This is a genomic window from Methanobacteriaceae archaeon, assembly GCA_030656015.1.
In the GTDB taxonomy this organism is placed as follows: Archaea; Methanobacteriota; Methanobacteria; order Methanobacteriales; family Methanobacteriaceae; genus UBA349.
Genome location: JAUSNX010000006.1, coordinates 17,497 through 37,226, shown reverse-complemented (window position 1 = coordinate 37,226; position 19,730 = coordinate 17,497). Strand labels below are relative to the sequence as shown.

The following is a 19,730-nucleotide window of genomic DNA, read 5'->3' as shown; positions in this document are numbered from 1 at the left end:
GTTTAAATTAAAATTAGAATATTATTTGGCCTTTCCATTGATACAAAAGTATTTAGATATCTCTTTTTTGTCCAATCGGTTCCCCATCCAAACGGAACATTCATTACATCTGCAGATCTGATGGACATTTATATCATTACAAATGGCCCTTCCAGTGGAACAATAAAGACCTGGAACTCTTTCTTCATCCATCCTCATAGGACTGTCCAGATCTTGTTGAGTCATTAGAATCATTATTTTCTCTTTATCCTTAACGCACTGGCTCTCCATCTGCACTGGGCATCTCATACAAAGACATTTTTTTATATTCCCCATGCTAAAATCAATTGACATTTTTTTCACCAAGTTATAAGAATATTTGGCCTTTAAGAAATTATATATGCATTTTTATAATATCAAAATTGCACTATGATTATATTTGTTTCATTGAGTGTAAAATTTTAGTGATTTAAGTTATTTAAGAAGAATTAATTTAAGATAAAAAAAAATAATTAAAAAAAATATTATACAATATTAGCCACATCCACAGGACGGGGGCTCATCGGGTTGATTCAATTTGGCCTGATCCTGGAGGGTGACAGATAGGGAAAAGTAAGAAAATCCAGTTTCATCCTTATGCTCCAGTATAGGTGAAATTCCTTTGAAAGAACAGTTAATATCACCAGTTCCCCCAATATCAATTTTAACTAATTCATCATTCTGGAATAATTTGAAAAATTCTTTTATATTTATCATTTCCTCTTCAGGGGCCCGAAAATTAACAGTTAATAATCCACCTGCTCTTGATTGTAATCTTACGAATTTTTCCAGTAGAGAAACCGTTTCTCCACTTTCTTTTTTAAATATGACTTCTGGAGTTATTTCTGGCATATGATCACGTGATTTCATTTAATGATAGTATTCAGTTTAGATATATGTTTAAGCATAATAAATATAATTTTCAATTTCTAAAACCATAATCTTTAAATTGGCCGCTCTTTCTCCAATAACTTAGCAAATCTATCCCAACTTCATAGCCCCAGCCTTCATTCCAGAATTGAAAATCCCGTAATGACCCTCAAATCAAGCTATAGATATAAAAATCTTCTAAAGCCCTCTTTTTTTATTAAAAAATTATATTAATCATCCCATCGGAATCTTACCCAAACTGGGGCCCGGGGCGAATTATTAATAATCTCTTGGACACGTATTTCTGCTAAAAGTGGATTATTACTAATTAATAGTTCTGAAAGGACGCTCTTTGGAAGATTTATATCTAGTGGGGCCTCATTTTTTCTTAAAATATTCAATATATACTTGCGATCCTGATCAGTGAATCCGGTTCCGACTTTTCCAAAAAATTTTCCATCTTTTTTGAGAATCAATGCTCCAAAAGCTATACTGCCCGTACTTTTAGTAGCTCCTACCACATAAACATCAATAGTGTCCTGTTTTTTTATTTTAATCCATTTTCCGGATCTTTTACCTGGTTCATATGGCGAATAAGTTTTTTTTAAAACAATTCCCTCAAAACCAGCTTTTAAATTATCATTCAATTGTTTATTTATATCATTTAATTCTTGAAAATCTATTAGATCAATGAATTCATCTAAATTAACTGCCTTCAAAAGAAGAGATTTACGTTCTATTAAAGGCCTTTCCATAACGAATTCACCATCCCAATTAATAATATCAAATATATTGTAGGTGGCAGGTATTTTACGCGACAAAATGCTTATCTTGAATTTATCTTCTACATTACGTTTTAGAAGCTGTCGAAAGCCATCCGATACAGTTAGTTCACCATCTAGTATCCAGTTTTCTCCTTTTATATTCTTTTTTAAAGCAGAAACTATTTCTGGGAACTTATAAGAAACTTGAATATCTCTACGTGTCCATAATGTTATGGAATTACCTTCGCGTTGTGCAATTAATCTTTCACCATCATATTTAGGTTCTATTAGCCAGGATCCATCCAAATTAAAGACATTACTTTTTAACTGAGCCAGCATAGGTTCTATCATTTAAACACTGTCCAGCATCTTTTCCAGTTCAGATTCAATAGATCGTGTTTCAGGAGCCTTTATTTCTTTTACGTCTAATTCTTCACCCATTGCTTTTCTTTCTATTAATTTTTTAACCTCAGCCGTATATTCTTCCTGATAATCGGCCCAATTAAAGTCAAAGGTCATCTTTTCAATAACTTTAACTCCTTTATCCACCAGGTCTGGTGTAACTTCTGTTTCAATAACATCTATTTCTTCAGGAGATCTTATCTGTTCGTGATAGAGCATTTGTTTTAGAAGTAGGCCTTTTCCATGTGATTCTAGCATTCCAATGTATTCATTGGTTCTTGAAACCCATTTGACTATGGCTACTTTACCACTTTTTTCCATGGCATTTTTTAAAAGGAGAAAACTCTTTCCCACACCACCTTTTTTAGAAGATTCCGTTCCAATATAGTATGGTTTAGATAGAGAAACCATAGGTATTTCTTCTATTCTACAAAATCCCTGAACATCCATCATTTTATTTCTAAAAGGTTTAAGGGATTCTATTTCTTCATCAGTAAATTTAATACATTCTCCAGCTATAAAATATGCTTTCGCAATGTCTTCGGCTTTAAGTTCCTTGCCATCCTTTTCACAAACTTTTTTGTATCTAACTCTACCACAATCCGTTTTATGGACTTGGTGAAATCCCACATGCAGATTTTCACTCGCAGCATAAGTTCTAATAGGAATAACAATTGTGCCAAAAGATAAATATCCAGACCAAATTGACCTCAAAATAACCCCTCCTAAAATATAATTATTATTATATTTCTTTTCAGCATTATTTTTTTGCTAAAATTTCAATTTATTTAAAATTAATAATAATCTTCGTTAAACGCCACTATAACGAACTAAAAATAAACATGAATTTATCAAAGATGCACATTTATTTCCAGAGATCATTAATAATAGAACAAAATCCAGGTAATCATCACAGTGAAAACTATGGATAGTTGCTTAATAAGCCAAAAAACCCTCTTCAAGAAGAAAAAGAGAAAGATAGATAGATAGATAGATAGATAGATAAAAGAAATAAAGCAGTTTAAATGTTAAAAAACAACATTCAGTCCTGATGTTTTTTGTAAATCACCGAATTTCTCCATCCATCACCTCATGCCAATTACTAGACTTATTCTAGTGGTATAAGTGCCTCTTTCCACCACTCAGGTGGTTCTTCCACCACAGGCACATATGTGACACTCTGCTTCCCCGGAGTCGGTGGAAGTTGGTCGAATTGTTTAACCTGACGGGAAACGACAGCTTCCGCCGTAATATTAAATACTGTCAAATCTTGGGTCTGGACGACTGGGCATTCATATACACTGCCGAGTTCCTCGAATATCATAGATATAATCTGGGGCGAGAGCATTGTATGCCATAGAGCAGCCATACGTGGCTTTACCATACCAAATACCTTTCCAGCAGCCTTTGGTGAGGTATGAGCAGCATTAATAGCTATCGTCGCCCGCTCAATGGATAGGCCAGAAGCTGCCGCGAGGGCCTTGGCAGGAGGGAAGCATTCGTGAATCAACAGATCGACACCACCTTCGCAGGCGTGGACGAGGGGCCATGAAGGTCGCGCATCACCTGAGAAACAAAACGAAAGGTCGGCGAAGTCAAGACGATAGCCCACCGCACCACTAATGCAATGGACAACAGGGAAAGACGTTATCTTGACACCATTCGCCTCGTAAACGACCTGCGTCTGGCTGAAATCAAACTCCGATACTACAATTTTCTGACTGTCTGGATTAATAGCTCCTTTGTCAGCAGCGTTGTTCCAGGCCAGCACTTCTTCTATCGCTGAGCAGAAGTGCTTCGTACCCAAGCGGGGTTCGGAACCACTGGGTCCCCACACATAGACCGGACCATCGGCACGTCCTACTTTAGCCAAGCTGCCACTGAGTGTGATCAGATCGCTGGTGTGATCAGCGTGCAGATGAGTAATGAATACCTTGTTGAGTGCATTTACTGGTAGTTTTAGGCTCGCGTAGTTCGCAATAGCACCAGTTCCTATGTCGAAAATGAAGATATCACGCTCGGGATTTCCAACTTCAACCAGGATGCTTGCCGAGGCCTGAGCGCGTGTGGGCCATGGATTACCACTTCCAAGTACTGTGATACGTATCTCACCATCTTCAAGCTCCTCATCACCAGGAATAAACATCTCAGCATAATCTCGGCGTGGTGTGCCAACAGTTGGGGTTAGAGAAATCGCCTTCGTGCCACCTGCATAAGCCGGCACTGGCAAGGATGTAGATTCATTATTAGTCATTGTCTTCCACCTACTTTCAATCTTTTAATATTCTATACCTATGCTAAAATTGATCTATATTACCATTATATTTTAATAAGTTTATTTTAATTAAACATAATATTATTGATTTTAGGAGCATAATCTTCTAATTTGTTTCAAGATTTGACAATTTTTTAATAATTAATAACAAATTTCTTATTTTTCAATATTGTGACCATAAATTAAATAATCATAATTAACTAAGAACAATTATCCATAATCTCTATCTTATTGTATTTTGCTGCAGGTACCAATGCTTTTTTAGGCCCTGATTTAAGTTCAATCAAATCATATTTTTCTAATTGAATAATTTTAGGGTAAATCGTCTTTAAATCCCATTTAAGCATCTGGGCCAGATCCTTGATTGATTGAGGTTTTTTATTAATTATCAAATTCAATAATTCTTTTTCCTCTCCGCCTAAAACTAATTTATCTGTAAACAAAATCTTACCATCTTCCAATATCTCATCTAGATTCTCTGAAAAGTATTTCCAGTCCTCCAAATCAGTATATAATTTCAAATTGTCCAGGTTATTTTCATAGAGCTTTTCCAGCTCATAAATAGAACCATATGTTTTTCTGAATTCTTGAACCAGTTCCCGGCCTTTTAATTCTCGGATTAGTTTAATTCTCAATTTATAAGCTCCTTTTTTAATTCATCTAAATTAATCCCTTTGTTTATTTCTATATGGTCCGTTATAATAGAGTAAATTGCCTCTAAGCTGTTTTCTTTTATGTTTTGGTAATTTTTTTTGTATTCTATGTGAATGTGACAGTAACCGTGATTATTATCTATTCTAATACTGTCGGGCATGATAATCATAGACCATCCTTTTTTACTCCGTCTCCAAGATATGGTTCTGCCCGGGAACACTACTGTGCTGGAATTTTTATTTTTCATATTGAGACTATTCCCATATTTCTTATATAAATAATGATAATCTAACCAATTCAACATAAAATATATAAAAGAATTAATAAAAAATATATTATAATACTTAATTAGGGGTGAGTTATTATGGATTTTTAATACAGGTTTTAATTATTCTAGGAGCAGTAGGGATTTTAAGCTATTTAATTAAGCCCATATTTAAAAACAGAGTTAATATGCGTAGCCATCACAAAATACAAGCGATAGGCCTTTTAGGATTGACAACCGTGGCAGTGGTTGCCTTAGTGGTGAGCATTGGGTTAACGGATAATAATTATACAGTTCTAGTAGGAGTAGCTAGTGCTGCTGTGGGAGCCCTAGGTGGATTTTTAGCCCATAAAGATCCGACTGCTAACAAAACTGCACTATTTGCTTTGGAAAATTAATACGGAGGAGTGGGGAAACCTTTAAAATTTACAGTTGCAGCAATTAGTACTGCAGGTTATAATTTAAATTATACTAAGGCCAGCACCCCAGAATTACCAAAAACTGTGGAATTTAATCAATTAAATGGTCAATTCAGTTGAATTCCTAAAGCAGAGGAAGTAGGAGAATATAATGTGACTTTCACAGTATCGGATGCAATGGGTGGAAGTGACTCTAGAACTATTAAAATAACGATTAGTGAATGAATATCATCCAACAATCAAAAAATATGAAAATATGAAAATATGAAAATTACTGATCCAAAGTTGATAGAACATAATAAACAGATCACTATAAAATACAATTTTACATTAGACCTATCTTAAAACTTTTTTTATTTTAATTCATCTTAATATCTATTTTTTTTAAAAAAAGTAAATATTCCTACAATTAACAAAATAACTTTATATTTTTTAAAATTTAAAAAAAGAAAATTAAAAAAGATTATGAATTATTATCATCCATCTTTACCAATAGGCCTCAAAAAGAGAGATAATATTAATCCCAGAAGCATAAAAATAGATACGGCATCCATAGCATATCTCATCGCTGTTGTTATGGTAATATTTACCATATTCGAATCTGCAGATGTTTGATTTTTCAATTGTTGCACATTAGTGGTCCCTAGTTTTTCAAAATAGAATCCGAGATTTTCTTTATACTGCTCTTTAGTGATTTGGTCGGGATATGTAGTATCTATGGCCGTGTATAAACCACTGATGGCTCCTAAAATTAATATTACTCCAATTACTGCTGTTCCCATGGATGATCCCAAATTGGCTCCAGTTGACATGAATCCTGATGCATCAGCCTGTTTTTTATCACCGGCACTGGTAAGTATCACATCCGCCGTTAGTGGAATGGACAATCCCAGGCCCACTCCCAAACAGAACATTCCCGGAACCAGGTCAATTAGTTGAGTATATAAACTGAACTGAGATCTGAGAATAATAGCTCCTAGTAATGCCACAGCGAATCCTATGGCAATTATAGTACGGTGGGGAAGCCTTCCAGAAATTTTCGAGGCGATAATTGAGAATACTAGTAATCCTACTGTGAGTGGCATTAAAATTAGGCCAGTTGTAAATGCATCTGCACCAGATACTGTCTGCAGGAAAACAGGCATTACGAAAACTGTTCCTGCAAGAGCTAGATTCATTAGAAGACGAGTACTGGTTCCTAACGTGAAATCACTGTTTTTAAGTAAATGAACATCAAATAGAGGTATTTTATTTTGAGCAATTCTCCTTTTTTCATAGAAATAAAATACAATGAGAATTAAAACTCCAATCCCCATACAGTAAGGAGCATAGGCCCATGTTTTAAAGGAATTGAGTAGTAAAACACCTAACACCAAAACCACTATACCTACCGCAGAAAGTATGGCTCCCAAAACATCGATATCTGAACGTTCCATAATTGGTTTGAAGTATTTAATATGGCCCGAATAAGTAATAATGGTTAATATAATAAGCAATTCCAGACCAAAGCCCCACCTCCAACTAAAGAATGTGGTTAAAAATCCCCCAAATAACGGACCAATTGCTGCAGCCACTCCGGCCATGGCAGTCCAAATGGCCAAAGCAAAAGTACGATCTTTACCATGATATGTTCCACTGATAATTGATGCCGTGGCCGGAGTCATTAAAGCAGCCCCAATACCCTCTAAAATAGACCATCCTATGAGTAACATGAATGTATTAATACTTAAAGCAGCTATAGTAGTTCCAATACCATAAATAGCAGCTCCAATAAGAAATGTACGTTTTTTACCCATTACATCCTGGAGTTTTCCGCCGATTAACATTAATGCGGCCATGGTGAGTGCATAAACCGCAATTATAAACTGAATCGTGCCCACAGTTGTGTTTAGATCTTTGACCAGCGTAGTTATGGCCACATTCATAAATGTAGTATCTAAAGCAATTACAAAAGCTGAAAGCGAGACAACAATTAATGTAATCCAACCAATTTGAACTTTTTCTTCCATGAAACATCCTCTAATTTTATTATATTACTTTTAAATATTTAAAAAATTGCGTTTTAATTGCTAAATTTTTTTATTTCTCATTTTTAAAGATATAAACCCCAAAAAATATAAAATTATATTCATTAATTCTTTTAAATAAAAAGTAGAACTTATAAATTTAGTTTTTGAGTTATTTTAGATATTTTCAATTTCTGTTTGTGAATAATATCACGAAAATTATCATTGAAAAAACTTGTTTTTTAGATGTTATAGAGAATAATAAATCAATCCATATGATTAATCATCATTTTGAGAGAGAATTCACAAAAAAAATTTAATTTTAAGTATTTGTGACTTGTATTTTAATACAAGAGAAATTAATTTAATCCTGAAACAGAGGTGATTCGAATTAGAAATAATCTCATAATAACCATATTCATTGTTTTATTTTCTTCTTTAGTTCTAATTAATACCGTGAGTGCCATAGCCATTCTGCCAGATGACTGGGTAAGTCCAAATTCTGAAATATCTAATCCCGAATCACCGAATACGACTACAAACCCTTCAGAAAACTCCACCCCGACACAGGAAATAGAATCAGTTACTCCTGAAGTTGCAAACAATAATGTGGCCAATCCAACAGAAAATTCTGAAATTGTTGCTACCTCCACAGAAAGTCAAAAAATAATATCCAACGCTGAAAACACAAATGAAACCCCTAACAGCATCCCAAGCAGCATCCAATATACCTCCAATTCCACGGAGTATCCTATTATTGAAACAAATGAATTGAGCCCCAACAATACTGAAAATTCTGACAGTGGCACTACAAGTGACAGCAGTGCATCATATGCTACATTAGTTTTATCAGCGATATTAGGTGGAACATTAATTATGCTTAAAAAATAATTATTTTTTATTTTTATTCTAATACCACATATCAATAAATTCTAAAAATAAGCAAGATAAATAATATTATCAAAATACTCTTTTTTGCATTCTACTTTAAATTGATTAGGCTCTGGAAATTTTGAAAAACTATTTTATTTTAATTCAAAATGTAAAAACTCATATATGTCCTTTACATAAATTAATTCTGGTTGTTATTTTAAATAATATTATTTTTGAAAATTAGAGAATTAACTCAAATTTATTAATTATAGATTAATTTTATAATTCCTCTTAGAAACTTATGAAATGAATTTTTTGATAAAATAAAAATAGAAATTAATATCAAATTTCGCCAAATACTTTAATATCATGATATTTATAAGATATTAAGAATAATTGTATATAAAAAATAGTTTATAATGTATTTCAATTATTCATATTCTCAAAGTATAAACCTCACAAATAATAAACAATAGATGAAAATAATAGTTTAATACATCTTTAAAAGAAAAATTAAACCAATCACAGATTAAAAATAAAATAATAATAAATTTATTCGAGGATTTTAATGTCAAAATTTTTGCTAGCAGCCATGATCGTTGTCCTAATTTTTGGATCTTACTTATATATATCAACTCAAACTGGGCTTGTTGAACCAGTAGGACGTTTAGCCCTTGTTAAACTGGCCAATCCAGATATGTACCCGGACCACCCCCATGCAGAATTGTTAAGTCAGTACGCGGGAAAAAAAGGCTCTAAATGTGCATTAGTAGTTCATTTTGCTGGTGATTCTAATTATCGTCAGTTTAAGCAAGGCAATGTGACCATAATCGAACTGGCCATGATAGATCCTAATGGCCTACGTACAGACATTAGCTGGACGGAAGTTATCAGCACATTCATATTTGGGCCCGATTACGGCAAATATCATTACCGTGCTGATGGTATTGAATTTGATAATTTGGATGATGCTCTGGCTTATGTAAACAAGGTGGGGGAAAAACACGGGCAGGAAGGGCCCATTCCTATGGTAAACCATGGAAATGTGAGAACTGGTGACATTTTCATAAATCCTGGTTGTGGATTCCCACTGTATGTACAAATTGTCTGGAAGGAATATGGACGTTTTGCAGCTTATTACTATATTGCTAAAGGCCTTATAGATCCTTATTTTAATAATCCTTACGTTCTTTACGAAATAAGTCATGCTTCCAGCCTACAGAAGCTTTATAATCTAGGAGATTTGGATTACAAATAAATTAATTCTACTATATTAAAATTTTATCAAAAGAATTATATAACTCGGAAATACTATTTCGTATTTCATTAATTATTAATTTTAGTCTATAATCAATAATTATAAAAAATTTACTTTAAACATTTAGTAGTACCATAAATATAATATTATCAAAATATTAAAGATTTGGAGATAAAAATGTTAATTGGAGTTATATCAGATACCCACATACCCGACCGGGCTTCAGAAATTCCTGAAGTAGTTTTCAACATATTTAAAAATGTTGAAATGATTTTTCATCTAGGGGACTTAACTTCACCCCATATAAAAAATGATTTAGAAAAAATAGCACCAACATACTGTGTTCAAGGGAATATGGACCGATATAATGGCCTTAATCTTCCTAAAAATAAAATAATTGAGGTTGAAGGTATTAAAATCGGTCTGAACCATGGCGAAGTTTTTCCTCGGGGAGATACACAACAATTAAAATACATTGCTATGGAACTGGATGTTAAAGTTTTAATTACAGGCCATACACACCAGGCGTTTATAAAGGAAATTGGAAACATTTTGCTTTTAAATCCAGGCAGCCCTACTGCTCCCCGACTTACTGATCCAACCGTGATGATTCTAGATGTTAAAAATGGGCAAATAAATGCTAAAATCATTAAAATAGGAGATCCGATGTGTAAAGCCCTGAATTTTGAGAAATAATGTGTTGAATAATTGATATGCTCAAAAATTTAATCTTAGTTAATCTTGATTAATCTATTAATTATAAAATTAACAATATAACAAAACATAACGCATACCACAGAAATAACATAAGTAGGTTAAATAACATGGGAAAACGTTGGCAAGTAGAAAAGAAAAAAGAACACTATTATAAAAGTGCTAAGAAAGAAAATTACCGTTCTAGAGCATCTTATAAATTAATTCAACTAAATAAAAAATTTAGAGTTATTAAAGATGGAGATCATGTTGTTGATTTAGGAGCGGCACCTGGAGGATGGTCACAAGTGGCCCTAGAAAAGGTAGGGGAAACCGGAACCGTTCTTGGTGTGGATTTACAAAAAATAAAACCATTTGACGAAGAAAATTTCATTTTCATTCAGGGCGATTTTACATCATCTGAAACTCAAAAAGAAATATATGAATCCCTAAATGGAAAAGCTGAAGTCATTATATCCGATGCTGCGCCTTCACTTTCTGGAATTAAAGACATTGACCGAATAAGAATCATGGATCTAGCAGATAATGTAAATAAAATAGCAGCTAATCTTCTTAAACCAAAAGGGGCACTTATAATGAAAACATTTCAAGGCCCTGAATTTCCAGAACTGCTAAAAAAACTGAAAAATGAATTTAATGTGGTCAAAACTACTAAACCAGCTTCCTCGCGAAAACTCAGCTCTGAAATGTATATCATTGGAAGAGGCTTTAAAGGGGTTAAATGGGTTAATGAAAAATTTGACCAAGATTAATTTATCAATATGAAAATTAAAAGAATAATTGTAAAAAAATAATTTTTGAGTGAAATAAGAATTAAACTTGACTTCTTAAATCACTTAAACTCTGTTTAGCAGTCTGTAATTGATCTTTAGCAATTTTAATTCGTTCATTAACGATAGAATCTGATTTTCCAGTGGATAATGCACTATCAACATCATCAATGGCCGATTTAGTTTTCACTAATTCTAATTCTGCAATTATATAAGTTTTTTTCAGTTCATCACTACTACCCTGATTTATATCCTTTTTAATCGAATCATATTGTATTTTAAGAGCAGAATAATCTGAATTTAGCGCTGCAAGATCATCATATGCAGATCCACTATCTACTCCCGATGAAATTCCTTGCGAAATTTTGTCAAATCCCATATATGCAAATAGAAGTACTGTGGCCACAATCATGATAACTCCTAAAATAGAAATGGTCATGGATGTAACTCTAAATAAGTTTAATCTTGATTTTTTCATTTAATCACCGTTTTACCCAAAGGTGTAATATTAAAAATTTAACAATAAATTTATCAAATATATTGAAATAGGCATATTACATATTATTCAAGCCAAATAAGTTGAATTACAGTTTAATTTAAAATTTGGGACACTATTAATAATATAAGTTATAATTTACTATATTATTTGTAACTATTAATTTTTATTTAATAAGAATTTTTCTAAGAAAATAATTCATTTAAAAAATCCTCAGAAATTTGTATCTGCTGATTCATTTTATCTTTATTTTTAATATGCCTTTTCAATAACGCCAAACGAGGGTTTTTTCCGATCTTGCTCCAGTTTTTTTGCATGAATCTCCAGAAAAGAGCATTCCAAACATCACACCACTCTCCCCGGGGGAAATCACTCATTTTGAGTAAATAATTAGATGAAGAAAAATAGGGTTTTGAGGTAATGATACCCCCATCGGCATACTGACTCATACCATAGACATTGGGCACCATCACCCAGTCATATGCATCAATAAACATTTCCATAAACCAACGATAGATATCATGGGGATCCAAATCGACCAGCAGCATAAAATTTCCCAAAACCATTAAACGTTCTATGTGATGAGCAAAAGAATATTTAATAACACGTGAAACAACTTCATCATATGGTAGAACCCCTGTTTTACCCCAGTAAATCTTCTGATTTATTTTTTTATGGTTTTGGAAGAAATTGCCGGTTCTCTGTTTGGTGCCTTCTCTGATGTAAATGGCCCTCATAAATTCCCTCCAACCAATTATTTGTCTTATAAATCCTTCTTTAGAGTTTAATGGAGCCTCTGCATTTAAAACATCTTTAATCACTTCTTGAGGAGTTATTAAACCTATATTTAAAGATGATGAAATTATAGAATGGAATAAAAATGGTTCATCCATTTGCATAGAATCTTCATAATCACCAAAATACACTAAACGTTTAGATATAAAATCAGAAAGCCATTTTTTCGCATCATGGTGAGTTACCGGGTAAAAAAAATCTTTTACCTCACCTGGATTTTCTGAAAAATATTTATCCACATAATCCCTGGCTTCTGCAATATAATTATTGGTATTGAGTTTTAATAAAATAGGAATCTGCATATTTTTAGGTAGTTTTTTACGGTTCTGAGTATCATAGCTCCATTTGCCACCTTCAGGTCTTTCATCACTTAAAAGAATATTTAACCGTTTCCTCTGAGCTATATAAAATGAAGTTAAAAAATAAGTTTTCTTATTTTCAAAATAATCGTCTATCCATGACAGGGGTGTCAAAAATCCAGGCCCTTCCAATTCAACCAATTTAATCTGGTGATCTGAACAATTATTTATTAACCTGTTTTTTAACAGATGATCAATTAATTCTGCACAATATATGTAATTAATATCATATTTTTCCAGCTCATTAAAAATATAGCTCATTTTAGCGTCTTTTTGATATTCTACATAATTTACATCGTAGCCCTGTTTTTTGAGAAAATCCTGATAATATTTCATAGAGGCGCGGTGTAAAACCAGTTTCTTTTTATGAAAATAGAGTGTATACTTAAAATCTCCAAAAAATAACTGTTCTTCGATCAAAAAGACCTTGCGGCCCTTAAAAAGAGCAGGGTTATTTTCAAAAAGTTGATGGGGAAATATAATGGTAGCCGAATCATTCTCAGAACGTGACATAGATTATTATATGTTTAATTTAATATGTTTAATTTATGAAAAATCTTGGATACATTTAACATACACAATATTTTAGAAGTTTTTTTCATTTTTTAAATTAAAAAATAAGAAATTATCACATTTTAATAACTTAACTATTAATTTTATTTAAGAATTTTTATAGAAAAAATAATTTTTTACTTTTCCCACACTCTCTAGTAAAGGATTTATAATCTAAGTATAATATATTTGACCAATGACAACTTCCGATAAAACAAAAACATCACTGGCCAAATTCGAGGAATTTTTCTCAACAAAGTACAAAGATAATGTTTTTGAAGCATTAGAGAAATATCCGGACCAGAGATCCATAGTAGTTGATTACTTGGATTTAGAAATGTTTGATCCGGATTTAGCTGATCTTTTAATTGAAAAACCCGAAGAAGTAATTAAAGCTTCAAGAAAAGCCATAAAAAATATTGATCCCCTGCGAAAAAACGCAGATTTGAATATTAGATTAGAGAATGTAACCAATAACATACCTTTAAGATTCCTTAGAAGTAAATTTATAGGTAAATTCATTTCAGTGGATGGTATTGTCCGTAAAACTGATGAAATACGCCCTAGAATTGTTACTGCCACCTTTGAATGTAGGGGATGCATGCGCTTACACGAAGTTACCCAAAGTAGCAATATGATAACTGAACCCTCTCTTTGTTCTGACTGTGGTGGCCGTTCTTTCCGTTTACTGCAGGAAGAATCTGAATTTATGGATACTCAAACAGTTAAGGTTCAAGAACCACTGGAAAATCTTTCTGGTGGAGATCAACCACGACAAATACTAATTGTATTAGAAGACGATTTGGTAGATACTCTAACCCCTGGAGATATTGTAAGAATAACCGGAACTCTGAGAACGGTTCGAGATGATAAAACAAAAAGATTTAACAATTTTATTTATGGTAATTACACTGAGCACATAGAACAAGAGTTTGAAGAGCTCCTAGTTTCACCAGAAGACGAAGAGAAGATTAAAGAACTAGCTGCAGATCCTAATGTCTATGATAAAATTATAAAATCCACTGCCCCATCCATCCACGGTTATAGGGATGTTAAAGAGGCCATTGCCTTGCAACTATTTGGTGGTGCTGGAAAAGAACTGGATGATAAGACTCGTCTGAGAGGAGATATTCATGTCCTTATTGTAGGAGATCCTGGTATTGGTAAATCCCAGATGCTCAAATATGTCTCAAAGCTGGCTCCAAGAGGTATTTACACCAGTGGTAAAGGTACAAGTGGGGTGGGACTTACTGCTGCAGCTGTTAGAGATGAATTTGGTGGATGGTCCCTAGAAGCCGGTGCTTTAGTATTAGGAGATAAGGGAAACGTTTGTGTGGACGAACTTGATAAGATGAGAGATGAAGATCGTTCAGCCATTCACGAGGCCTTGGAACAGCAAACCATAAGTATTGCTAAGGCAGGAATTATGGCCACCTTAAACTCAAGGTGTTCAGTACTAGCGGCGGCCAACCCTAAATTCGGCCGTTTTGACAGTTATAAATCCCTTGCCGAACAGATTGATTTGCCGTCTACCATTCTTTCTCGGTTTGACTTGACTTTTGTAGTGGAAGATAAGCCCGAAGAGGAAAAGGATAGAAGTTTGGCACGTCACATTTTAAACACACACAAAGAAGACCGTATGCATTTTGAGATTGACCCAGAACTTCTAAGAAAATATATTGCTTATGCCCGGCGTAATATTCACCCGGTTCTTACTGACAAGGCCATGGACGTATTAGAAGAATTCTACGTTTCCATGAGAAACAATTCCATTGATGATGATTCACCAGTACCTATTACTGCTAGGCAGTTAGAAGCGATTATCCGGTTATCTGAAGCCAGTGCTAAAATAAAACTTAAACCTGAAGTAGATACAGAAGATGCTCATCAGGCCATTAAATTAACTAAGGCCTGTTTAAAGCAAGTGGGAATGGATCCTGAAACCGGGAAAATTGATATTGACAAAGTAGAAGGAAGACCACCTAAATCTGAAAGAGATAAATTAAGAATACTTCTGGACGTAATACAGGAACTAGAAGAAGAATATGGTGGACGTGCTCCTACCAATATTCTTATATCTGAGATGGCAGATAGATATAATGTAAGCGAAGAAAAGGTGGAAGAGTTTGTAAGAAACCTCAAACACAAAGGAGTAATATTTGAACCTTCCAGAGGTTACCTCAAGGTTGTATAATCCTTTTTGATTTTTGAAATTTAATTTTTAAATTAAATTTTATTTTTCCGCCAAATTTCTATTTAAATTTTATTTACCCTATTTGGAGGTATTATTATGAGTGATTATGATAAATTATTAGACCGGGCCATTGAACAACTGCCCCCAGAAGTATTTGAAACTAAACGTTTCAGCGTACCTAAAGCTTATTCTGTAATTCAAGGAAACAGAACTTTCATCCAGAATTTCAGAGAAATAGCAGATGCTATGAACCGAGACCCTCAGCACTTATTAAAGTTCTTATTAAGAGAATTAGGTACTGCTGGAAACCTGGAAGGTGGAAGGGCCATCATGCAGGGAAAATTCACTCACTTTTTAATAAATGAGCGATTAGAGGATTATGTTCAAAAATTCGTTATGTGCCATGAGTGTAATAGGCCAGATACCAAAATCATCAGAGAAGATCGTATATTTTTACTCAAATGTGCGGCCTGTGGTGCTAAAGCCCCTCTAAAAACTCTCTAATCGAGCATTATTTAAAAAAAAATTATAATTAAATTATTTTTAAATCAGATATTTTTTAATATTTTAATTAATAATTTAAATTATAATTCCCAATTAGACTAATGTTTTTAGTTTAAATCTTTAATCGAGTCCTTTTTTATTGATTGAATAATTTTAGAATGTTATTATATAATTAAAATATTGGTATTAATTTAAATACGAATTTTGAAGGTAAATATTTATGTTTTGTCCACAATGCGGTAGCACCGATAAAGAAATGATTGAAGGTATTTGTAAAGACTGTTTTTTAAAGGATTTTCAATTAATTTCACTCCCCGATGAAATAAAAATTGTAGTGTGTGCTCACTGCCATTCAAATCTCAAAGAAGGTAAATGGAAAGAATTAGGACTGCCTGAAGAAGAAATTATTTATCAGGCCCTGGAAGCAGCTATTGAAATTAAAGAAATAGTTGAAAATCCAGAAATAGATCTGGAAATACTCAAAATGAGGGGTTCCATTGCAGAATGCTTGATTCAAGTTAAAGGATCCGTTATGGGTGATGCAGTAAGCCAGGAATATCAGGCAAATGTTCGACTTAATAAAAGCGTCTGCCCGGACTGCAGTAAATTCAATTCTGGTTATTATGAAACAGTTATTCAATTAAGAGCTGACAAGCGCCATTTAAGTAAAGCAGAAATAGAATCTGCCGATAATGTAGTTAATGAAACACTGGACCGTATGTGGGAAAAAAGCCGTATGGCATATCTTGCCCAGCGAGTAGAAATGAAGGAAGGAATCGATTATTATATCGGATCCCAAAAATCGGCCCGTAAAGTCATATCTGCTTTAAAAGAAGTTTTGGGAGGAATCACCAAAGAATCTCCGCGACTTATTAGTCAAGACAAATCTACAGGAAAGGGACTTTATCGGACATGGATTTCTCTACGCCTTCCAGAATTTCAAGTAGGTGACTTCATTGAATATGAAGACCAAATAGGTCAAGTGAAGTCATTTGATTCTAGAAAAATTATTGCAGATAATTTAAAGAGCTTAAAAAACTTCAGTGTGCTCTGGAAGGAATATGAAAAAATAAAATCACCCGCCAAAGCCACTGAAATTAAAATAACGAGTATAACTTCAAAATCACCTACGGAAATTCAGATTTTACACCCGGAAACGTTTCAACCTATTGATTTAAGCCTTACTGAAAATTTAGCTGATTTTAAAATCGGTCAAGAAGTTTGTGTTATTCAAATCCATGGAGAAATATATATACTTCCCCAATTACTGAATAATAACTAATCCACAATATTAACTTAAATATTCTATAAATTTGAGTTATAATATAAAAATTTACAAATATTTCAATATTTTTATCATGGTGAAAAAATGGACTTAAAATCAAAAATAGAGTTAATTACACAGGGGACACTGGAAATAATTACTGAAGGGGAACTGGAAGAAAAGCTCAAAAAAGAGCAACCAATAGCCTATATTGGTTATGAACCATCTGGAAAAGTCCATTTAGGTCACACCATAACTGTAATGAAAATGATAGATCTGCAAAAAGCAGGATTTAAAATAAAAATACTCTTAGCAGATTATCATGCTTTTTTAAATGGTAAAGGAAGTTTAGACGAAATAAAAGAAGTGGCAGAATACAATAAAAAATGTTTTTTGGCCTTAGGACTATCCCCCGAAACAGAATTTATTCTAGGATCAAGTTTCCAAACCAAAGAAGAATATACCACACAAGTGTATCAATTAGCACTTCTTACTACATTAGTAAGGGCCAAAAGAAGTATGGCACAGATTACAAGGGATGCCGAGGACCACAAAGTAGCCGAAGTAATTTATCCCCTCATGCAAGTTATTGATATGGTATTTTTAGAAACTGATCTGGCCATGGGCGGAATGGAACAACGAAAAATACATATGTTGGCCCGGGAAAACCTGCCACGTATTGGAAAAACCGCTCCGGTATGTTTGCACACGCCATTACTCCATGGAACTGATGGATCTGAGAAAATGTCTTCTAGTAAAGGCAATTTCATTGCCATTGATGATTCCCCAGAAGATATAAAGAAAAAGATGAAAAAAGGCTACTGTCCTGTAGGAGAGGTAGAAGGAAATCCCGTTATTGAAATGGCCAAGCACTTTATTTTCCCATTTACTGAGAAACTGATAATTAAAAGGCCTGAAAAATTCGGGGGAAATCTGGAATTGGATTATTCTGAACTGATTGATATGTACTCTCAGGAGAAATTACATCCATTGGATCTTAAAAATGCAGTTACTGATTATTTAATAGAATTTTTAAATCCAGTGCGAGAGTATATGGCTGAAAATTAATAAACTCAAATTATTAAATTATAATTTAACTAATAATGGTTAATAAACATATAATCCTTTAATAGATAAATACATTAATGACAAAACAATTTAAATAAAAAAATTGAAAATACATACTTAATTTTTTAAATTTAAATTCATCAGGTGATAATAATGCTATATGAAATGAGAATTCCACCAGGAGTAACAGAAAGGAACATGGCTGAAATAATTACCAATTATGAGGTTGATTTGGCCCACACTGACCACGGCCCTGTGCTAAAAGGAGAAATGGAAGAGTTGGAAAAAGTTAGGGAATATGTGGTTAAATCACTGAATGAAAGAATTGAATTATTTGAAGGAAGAAAGAAGCCATCTCAAACAGAATAGTTTTAAAAAAACTTTTTTATAAATACTTATTTTTTCAAAAAAAAATTATTTTTAAACTATTGTTTTATTTCTAATATTATTATTATTTCTAATCTTGGTTTAACTTTTTTACTAATCTACTATTCCATCAACACAAATTCCTAAATAAGGAGCTAATGCTTTTTTTATGTCATGGTGCACCAGATTTGAGCCATTATTAGCATTAATAACCAGAAAATTTTCTTTTTTATGTTCTTTCAAGGAATTTTCCCCTATTTTCTTATAATTAGCACTTACTTTCTTTAAAAAAGACTCATTTTCAAATTTATCAATTCCTTGACATCTAGAAACTGCAGTTTTAACATCGATATCCAGGAAAATCACTAAATCTGGCCTTTTAGCATATTTATTTATCTCAGTAATCCATTCAAAAGGGCTTTGATAGGCCAGACTGGAATAAAAACAACGGTCACTAAGCATTATTTTATTATCATTATCGATATTTTCTTCATTTTCCAGAAGTTTATCTTTTAAAGCTAATCTATCTGCTGCAAAAAGAAGGCCCAACATCTTTTGAAATTCAGGTTCTGTGGCCCGAGGGTCTTGAAGCATTTTACGAATTAACACACCCACCGGAGAGGATGTAGGTTCCACAATCATTTCTACATCATATCCATTTTCTTCAAGCCATTTTTCCAGTAGTTTTACCTGAGTAGACTTCCCTGCACCATCAATACCTTCCAAACAAATGTACATAGGATTTCATTATATAATTTATATCTTAATATATTTTCTTAAAATAGATCCAAACAAAGTTAATGGGAAATGTTTTAAAATAGAATTTTAATAATGGAAAAAATAT

At 33.0% G+C, this 19,730-nt stretch carries 22 protein-coding genes; 11 read left to right on the top strand and 11 right to left on the bottom strand.

Annotation, left to right across the window (positions count from 1 at the left end):
- Window positions 1-21 precede the first annotated feature (21 nt).
- The 7 genes from Q7I96_06330 to Q7I96_06300 all read right to left on the bottom strand — a co-directional run bounded on the left by Q7I96_06330 (window position 22) and on the right by Q7I96_06300 (window position 5,230).
- A complete protein-coding gene (locus Q7I96_06330) occupies window positions 22-333 on the bottom strand; it encodes a DUF2769 domain-containing protein (GenBank protein ID MDO9627222.1) in 312 nt (103 codons plus the stop codon).
- A gap of 180 nt (window positions 334-513) precedes the next feature.
- Complete coding sequence (locus Q7I96_06325; protein ID MDO9627221.1) at window positions 514-888, bottom strand: hypothetical protein; 375 nt, start codon at window positions 886-888, stop codon at window positions 514-516.
- 230 nt (window positions 889-1,118) lie between these two features.
- Complete coding sequence (locus tag Q7I96_06320; GenBank protein ID MDO9627220.1) at window positions 1,119-2,003, bottom strand: ATP-dependent DNA ligase; 885 nt, start codon at window positions 2,001-2,003, stop codon at window positions 1,119-1,121.
- Complete coding sequence (locus Q7I96_06315; protein ID MDO9627219.1) at window positions 2,004-2,768, bottom strand: Ku protein; 765 nt, start codon at window positions 2,766-2,768, stop codon at window positions 2,004-2,006.
- Window positions 2,769-3,162: 394 nt separating this feature from the next.
- Window positions 3,163-4,308: a guanitoxin biosynthesis MBL fold metallo-hydrolase GntH gene (gene gntH, locus Q7I96_06310; GenBank protein MDO9627218.1), complete on the bottom strand. Its 1,146-nt coding sequence runs from the start codon at window positions 4,306-4,308 to the stop codon at window positions 3,163-3,165.
- Window positions 4,309-4,529: 221 nt separating this feature from the next.
- The gene (locus Q7I96_06305; protein ID MDO9627217.1) at window positions 4,530-4,964 is read right to left on the bottom strand and encodes a hypothetical protein; all 435 of its coding nucleotides are present in this window, start codon (window positions 4,962-4,964) and stop codon (window positions 4,530-4,532) included.
- Entirely contained in the window at window positions 4,961-5,230 is a 270-nt protein-coding gene (locus Q7I96_06300; protein ID MDO9627216.1) for a hypothetical protein, read from the bottom strand. Before Q7I96_06300 ends, Q7I96_06305 begins: the two co-directional genes overlap by 4 nt.
- A 107-nt stretch (window positions 5,231-5,337) precedes the next feature.
- Here Q7I96_06300 and Q7I96_06295 point away from each other — a divergent pair, with 107 nt between their 5' ends.
- Window positions 5,338-5,646 (top strand): hypothetical protein, encoded by a 309-nt coding sequence (locus Q7I96_06295; GenBank protein MDO9627215.1) that lies wholly within the window; start codon window positions 5,338-5,340, stop codon window positions 5,644-5,646.
- A gap of 9 nt (window positions 5,647-5,655) precedes the next feature.
- Window positions 5,656-5,787 carry a hypothetical protein gene (locus tag Q7I96_06290; protein MDO9627214.1) on the top strand — a complete coding sequence of 44 codons (132 nt, stop codon included), beginning with the start codon at window positions 5,656-5,658 and terminating at the stop codon, window positions 5,785-5,787.
- Between the two features lie 356 nt (window positions 5,788-6,143).
- Here Q7I96_06290 and Q7I96_06285 read toward each other — a convergent pair whose 3' ends face one another.
- A complete protein-coding gene (locus Q7I96_06285) occupies window positions 6,144-7,676 on the bottom strand; it encodes an MFS transporter (GenBank protein MDO9627213.1) in 1,533 nt (510 codons plus the stop codon).
- A gap of 378 nt (window positions 7,677-8,054) precedes the next feature.
- On the opposite strand from Q7I96_06285, the gene Q7I96_06280 reads away from it, so the two are divergent.
- The 4 genes from Q7I96_06280 to Q7I96_06265 all read left to right on the top strand — a co-directional run bounded on the left by Q7I96_06280 (window position 8,055) and on the right by Q7I96_06265 (window position 11,270).
- Window positions 8,055-8,564, top strand: a complete 510-nt coding sequence (locus tag Q7I96_06280; protein MDO9627212.1) for a hypothetical protein — start codon at window positions 8,055-8,057, stop codon at window positions 8,562-8,564.
- A gap of 550 nt (window positions 8,565-9,114) precedes the next feature.
- Window positions 9,115-9,804: a hypothetical protein gene (locus Q7I96_06275; GenBank protein ID MDO9627211.1), complete on the top strand. Its 690-nt coding sequence runs from the start codon at window positions 9,115-9,117 to the stop codon at window positions 9,802-9,804.
- A 177-nt stretch (window positions 9,805-9,981) separates the two neighbouring features.
- Complete coding sequence (locus Q7I96_06270; GenBank protein MDO9627210.1) at window positions 9,982-10,500, top strand: metallophosphoesterase; 519 nt, start codon at window positions 9,982-9,984, stop codon at window positions 10,498-10,500.
- 128 nt (window positions 10,501-10,628) lie between these two features.
- On the top strand, window positions 10,629-11,270 hold the full coding sequence (locus Q7I96_06265) for an SAM-dependent methyltransferase (protein MDO9627209.1): 642 nt from the start codon (window positions 10,629-10,631) through the stop codon (window positions 11,268-11,270).
- Between the two features lie 61 nt (window positions 11,271-11,331).
- On the opposite strand, the gene Q7I96_06260 is transcribed toward Q7I96_06265, so the two are convergent.
- On the bottom strand, window positions 11,332-11,766 hold the full coding sequence (locus Q7I96_06260) for a hypothetical protein (protein MDO9627208.1): 435 nt from the start codon (window positions 11,764-11,766) through the stop codon (window positions 11,332-11,334).
- A gap of 203 nt (window positions 11,767-11,969) precedes the next feature.
- A complete protein-coding gene (locus tag Q7I96_06255) occupies window positions 11,970-13,451 on the bottom strand; it encodes a cryptochrome/photolyase family protein (GenBank protein MDO9627207.1) in 1,482 nt (493 codons plus the stop codon).
- Between the two features lie 235 nt (window positions 13,452-13,686).
- Here Q7I96_06255 and Q7I96_06250 point away from each other — a divergent pair, with 235 nt between their 5' ends.
- From Q7I96_06250 to Q7I96_06230, 5 genes are all read left to right on the top strand, one after another.
- Entirely contained in the window at window positions 13,687-15,684 is a 1,998-nt protein-coding gene (locus tag Q7I96_06250; protein ID MDO9627206.1) for a minichromosome maintenance protein MCM, read from the top strand.
- Window positions 15,685-15,780: 96 nt separating this feature from the next.
- Window positions 15,781-16,188: a translation initiation factor IF-2 subunit beta gene (locus Q7I96_06245; GenBank protein ID MDO9627205.1), complete on the top strand. Its 408-nt coding sequence runs from the start codon at window positions 15,781-15,783 to the stop codon at window positions 16,186-16,188.
- A gap of 220 nt (window positions 16,189-16,408) precedes the next feature.
- Window positions 16,409-17,470 carry a 60S ribosomal export protein NMD3 gene (locus Q7I96_06240; protein ID MDO9627204.1) on the top strand — a complete coding sequence of 354 codons (1,062 nt, stop codon included), beginning with the start codon at window positions 16,409-16,411 and terminating at the stop codon, window positions 17,468-17,470.
- 87 nt (window positions 17,471-17,557) lie between these two features.
- The gene (locus Q7I96_06235) at window positions 17,558-18,520 is read left to right on the top strand and encodes a tyrosine--tRNA ligase (protein ID MDO9627203.1); all 963 of its coding nucleotides are present in this window, start codon (window positions 17,558-17,560) and stop codon (window positions 18,518-18,520) included.
- A 153-nt stretch (window positions 18,521-18,673) separates the two neighbouring features.
- Window positions 18,674-18,889, top strand: coding sequence for a hypothetical protein (locus Q7I96_06230; GenBank protein MDO9627202.1), 216 nt, complete (start codon window positions 18,674-18,676; stop codon window positions 18,887-18,889).
- Between the two features lie 111 nt (window positions 18,890-19,000).
- On the opposite strand, the gene tmk is transcribed toward Q7I96_06230, so the two are convergent.
- The gene (gene tmk, locus Q7I96_06225) at window positions 19,001-19,624 is read right to left on the bottom strand and encodes a dTMP kinase (GenBank protein MDO9627201.1); all 624 of its coding nucleotides are present in this window, start codon (window positions 19,622-19,624) and stop codon (window positions 19,001-19,003) included.
- Window positions 19,625-19,730 lie beyond the last annotated feature (106 nt).

What these genes read in the sequence shown, in the direction of transcription:
- Q7I96_06255 (MDO9627207.1), bottom strand. Translation starts at nt 13,451, where the DNA reads ATGTCACGTTCTGAGAATGATTCGGCTACCATTATATTTCCCCATCAA.
- Q7I96_06240 (MDO9627204.1), top strand. Translation starts at nt 16,409, where the DNA reads ATGTTTTGTCCACAATGCGGTAGCACCGATAAAGAAATGATTGAAGGT.
- gntH (MDO9627218.1), bottom strand. Translation starts at nt 4,308, where the DNA reads ATGACTAATAATGAATCTACATCCTTGCCAGTGCCGGCTTATGCAGGT.
- Q7I96_06285 (MDO9627213.1), bottom strand. Translation starts at nt 7,676, where the DNA reads ATGGAAGAAAAAGTTCAAATTGGTTGGATTACATTAATTGTTGTCTCG.
- Q7I96_06235 (MDO9627203.1), top strand. Translation starts at nt 17,558, where the DNA reads ATGGACTTAAAATCAAAAATAGAGTTAATTACACAGGGGACACTGGAA.
- Q7I96_06325 (MDO9627221.1), bottom strand. Translation starts at nt 888, where the DNA reads ATGAAATCACGTGATCATATGCCAGAAATAACTCCAGAAGTCATATTT.
- Q7I96_06275 (MDO9627211.1), top strand. Translation starts at nt 9,115, where the DNA reads ATGTCAAAATTTTTGCTAGCAGCCATGATCGTTGTCCTAATTTTTGGA.
- Q7I96_06330 (MDO9627222.1), bottom strand. Translation starts at nt 333, where the DNA reads ATGTCAATTGATTTTAGCATGGGGAATATAAAAAAATGTCTTTGTATG.
- Q7I96_06250 (MDO9627206.1), top strand. Translation starts at nt 13,687, where the DNA reads ATGACAACTTCCGATAAAACAAAAACATCACTGGCCAAATTCGAGGAA.
- Q7I96_06270 (MDO9627210.1), top strand. Translation starts at nt 9,982, where the DNA reads ATGTTAATTGGAGTTATATCAGATACCCACATACCCGACCGGGCTTCA.
- Q7I96_06230 (MDO9627202.1), top strand. Translation starts at nt 18,674, where the DNA reads ATGCTATATGAAATGAGAATTCCACCAGGAGTAACAGAAAGGAACATG.
- Q7I96_06260 (MDO9627208.1), bottom strand. Translation starts at nt 11,766, where the DNA reads ATGAAAAAATCAAGATTAAACTTATTTAGAGTTACATCCATGACCATT.
- Q7I96_06265 (MDO9627209.1), top strand. Translation starts at nt 10,629, where the DNA reads ATGGGAAAACGTTGGCAAGTAGAAAAGAAAAAAGAACACTATTATAAA.
- tmk (MDO9627201.1), bottom strand. Translation starts at nt 19,624, where the DNA reads ATGTACATTTGTTTGGAAGGTATTGATGGTGCAGGGAAGTCTACTCAG.
- Q7I96_06245 (MDO9627205.1), top strand. Translation starts at nt 15,781, where the DNA reads ATGAGTGATTATGATAAATTATTAGACCGGGCCATTGAACAACTGCCC.
- Q7I96_06320 (MDO9627220.1), bottom strand. Translation starts at nt 2,003, where the DNA reads ATGATAGAACCTATGCTGGCTCAGTTAAAAAGTAATGTCTTTAATTTG.
- Q7I96_06300 (MDO9627216.1), bottom strand. Translation starts at nt 5,230, where the DNA reads ATGAAAAATAAAAATTCCAGCACAGTAGTGTTCCCGGGCAGAACCATA.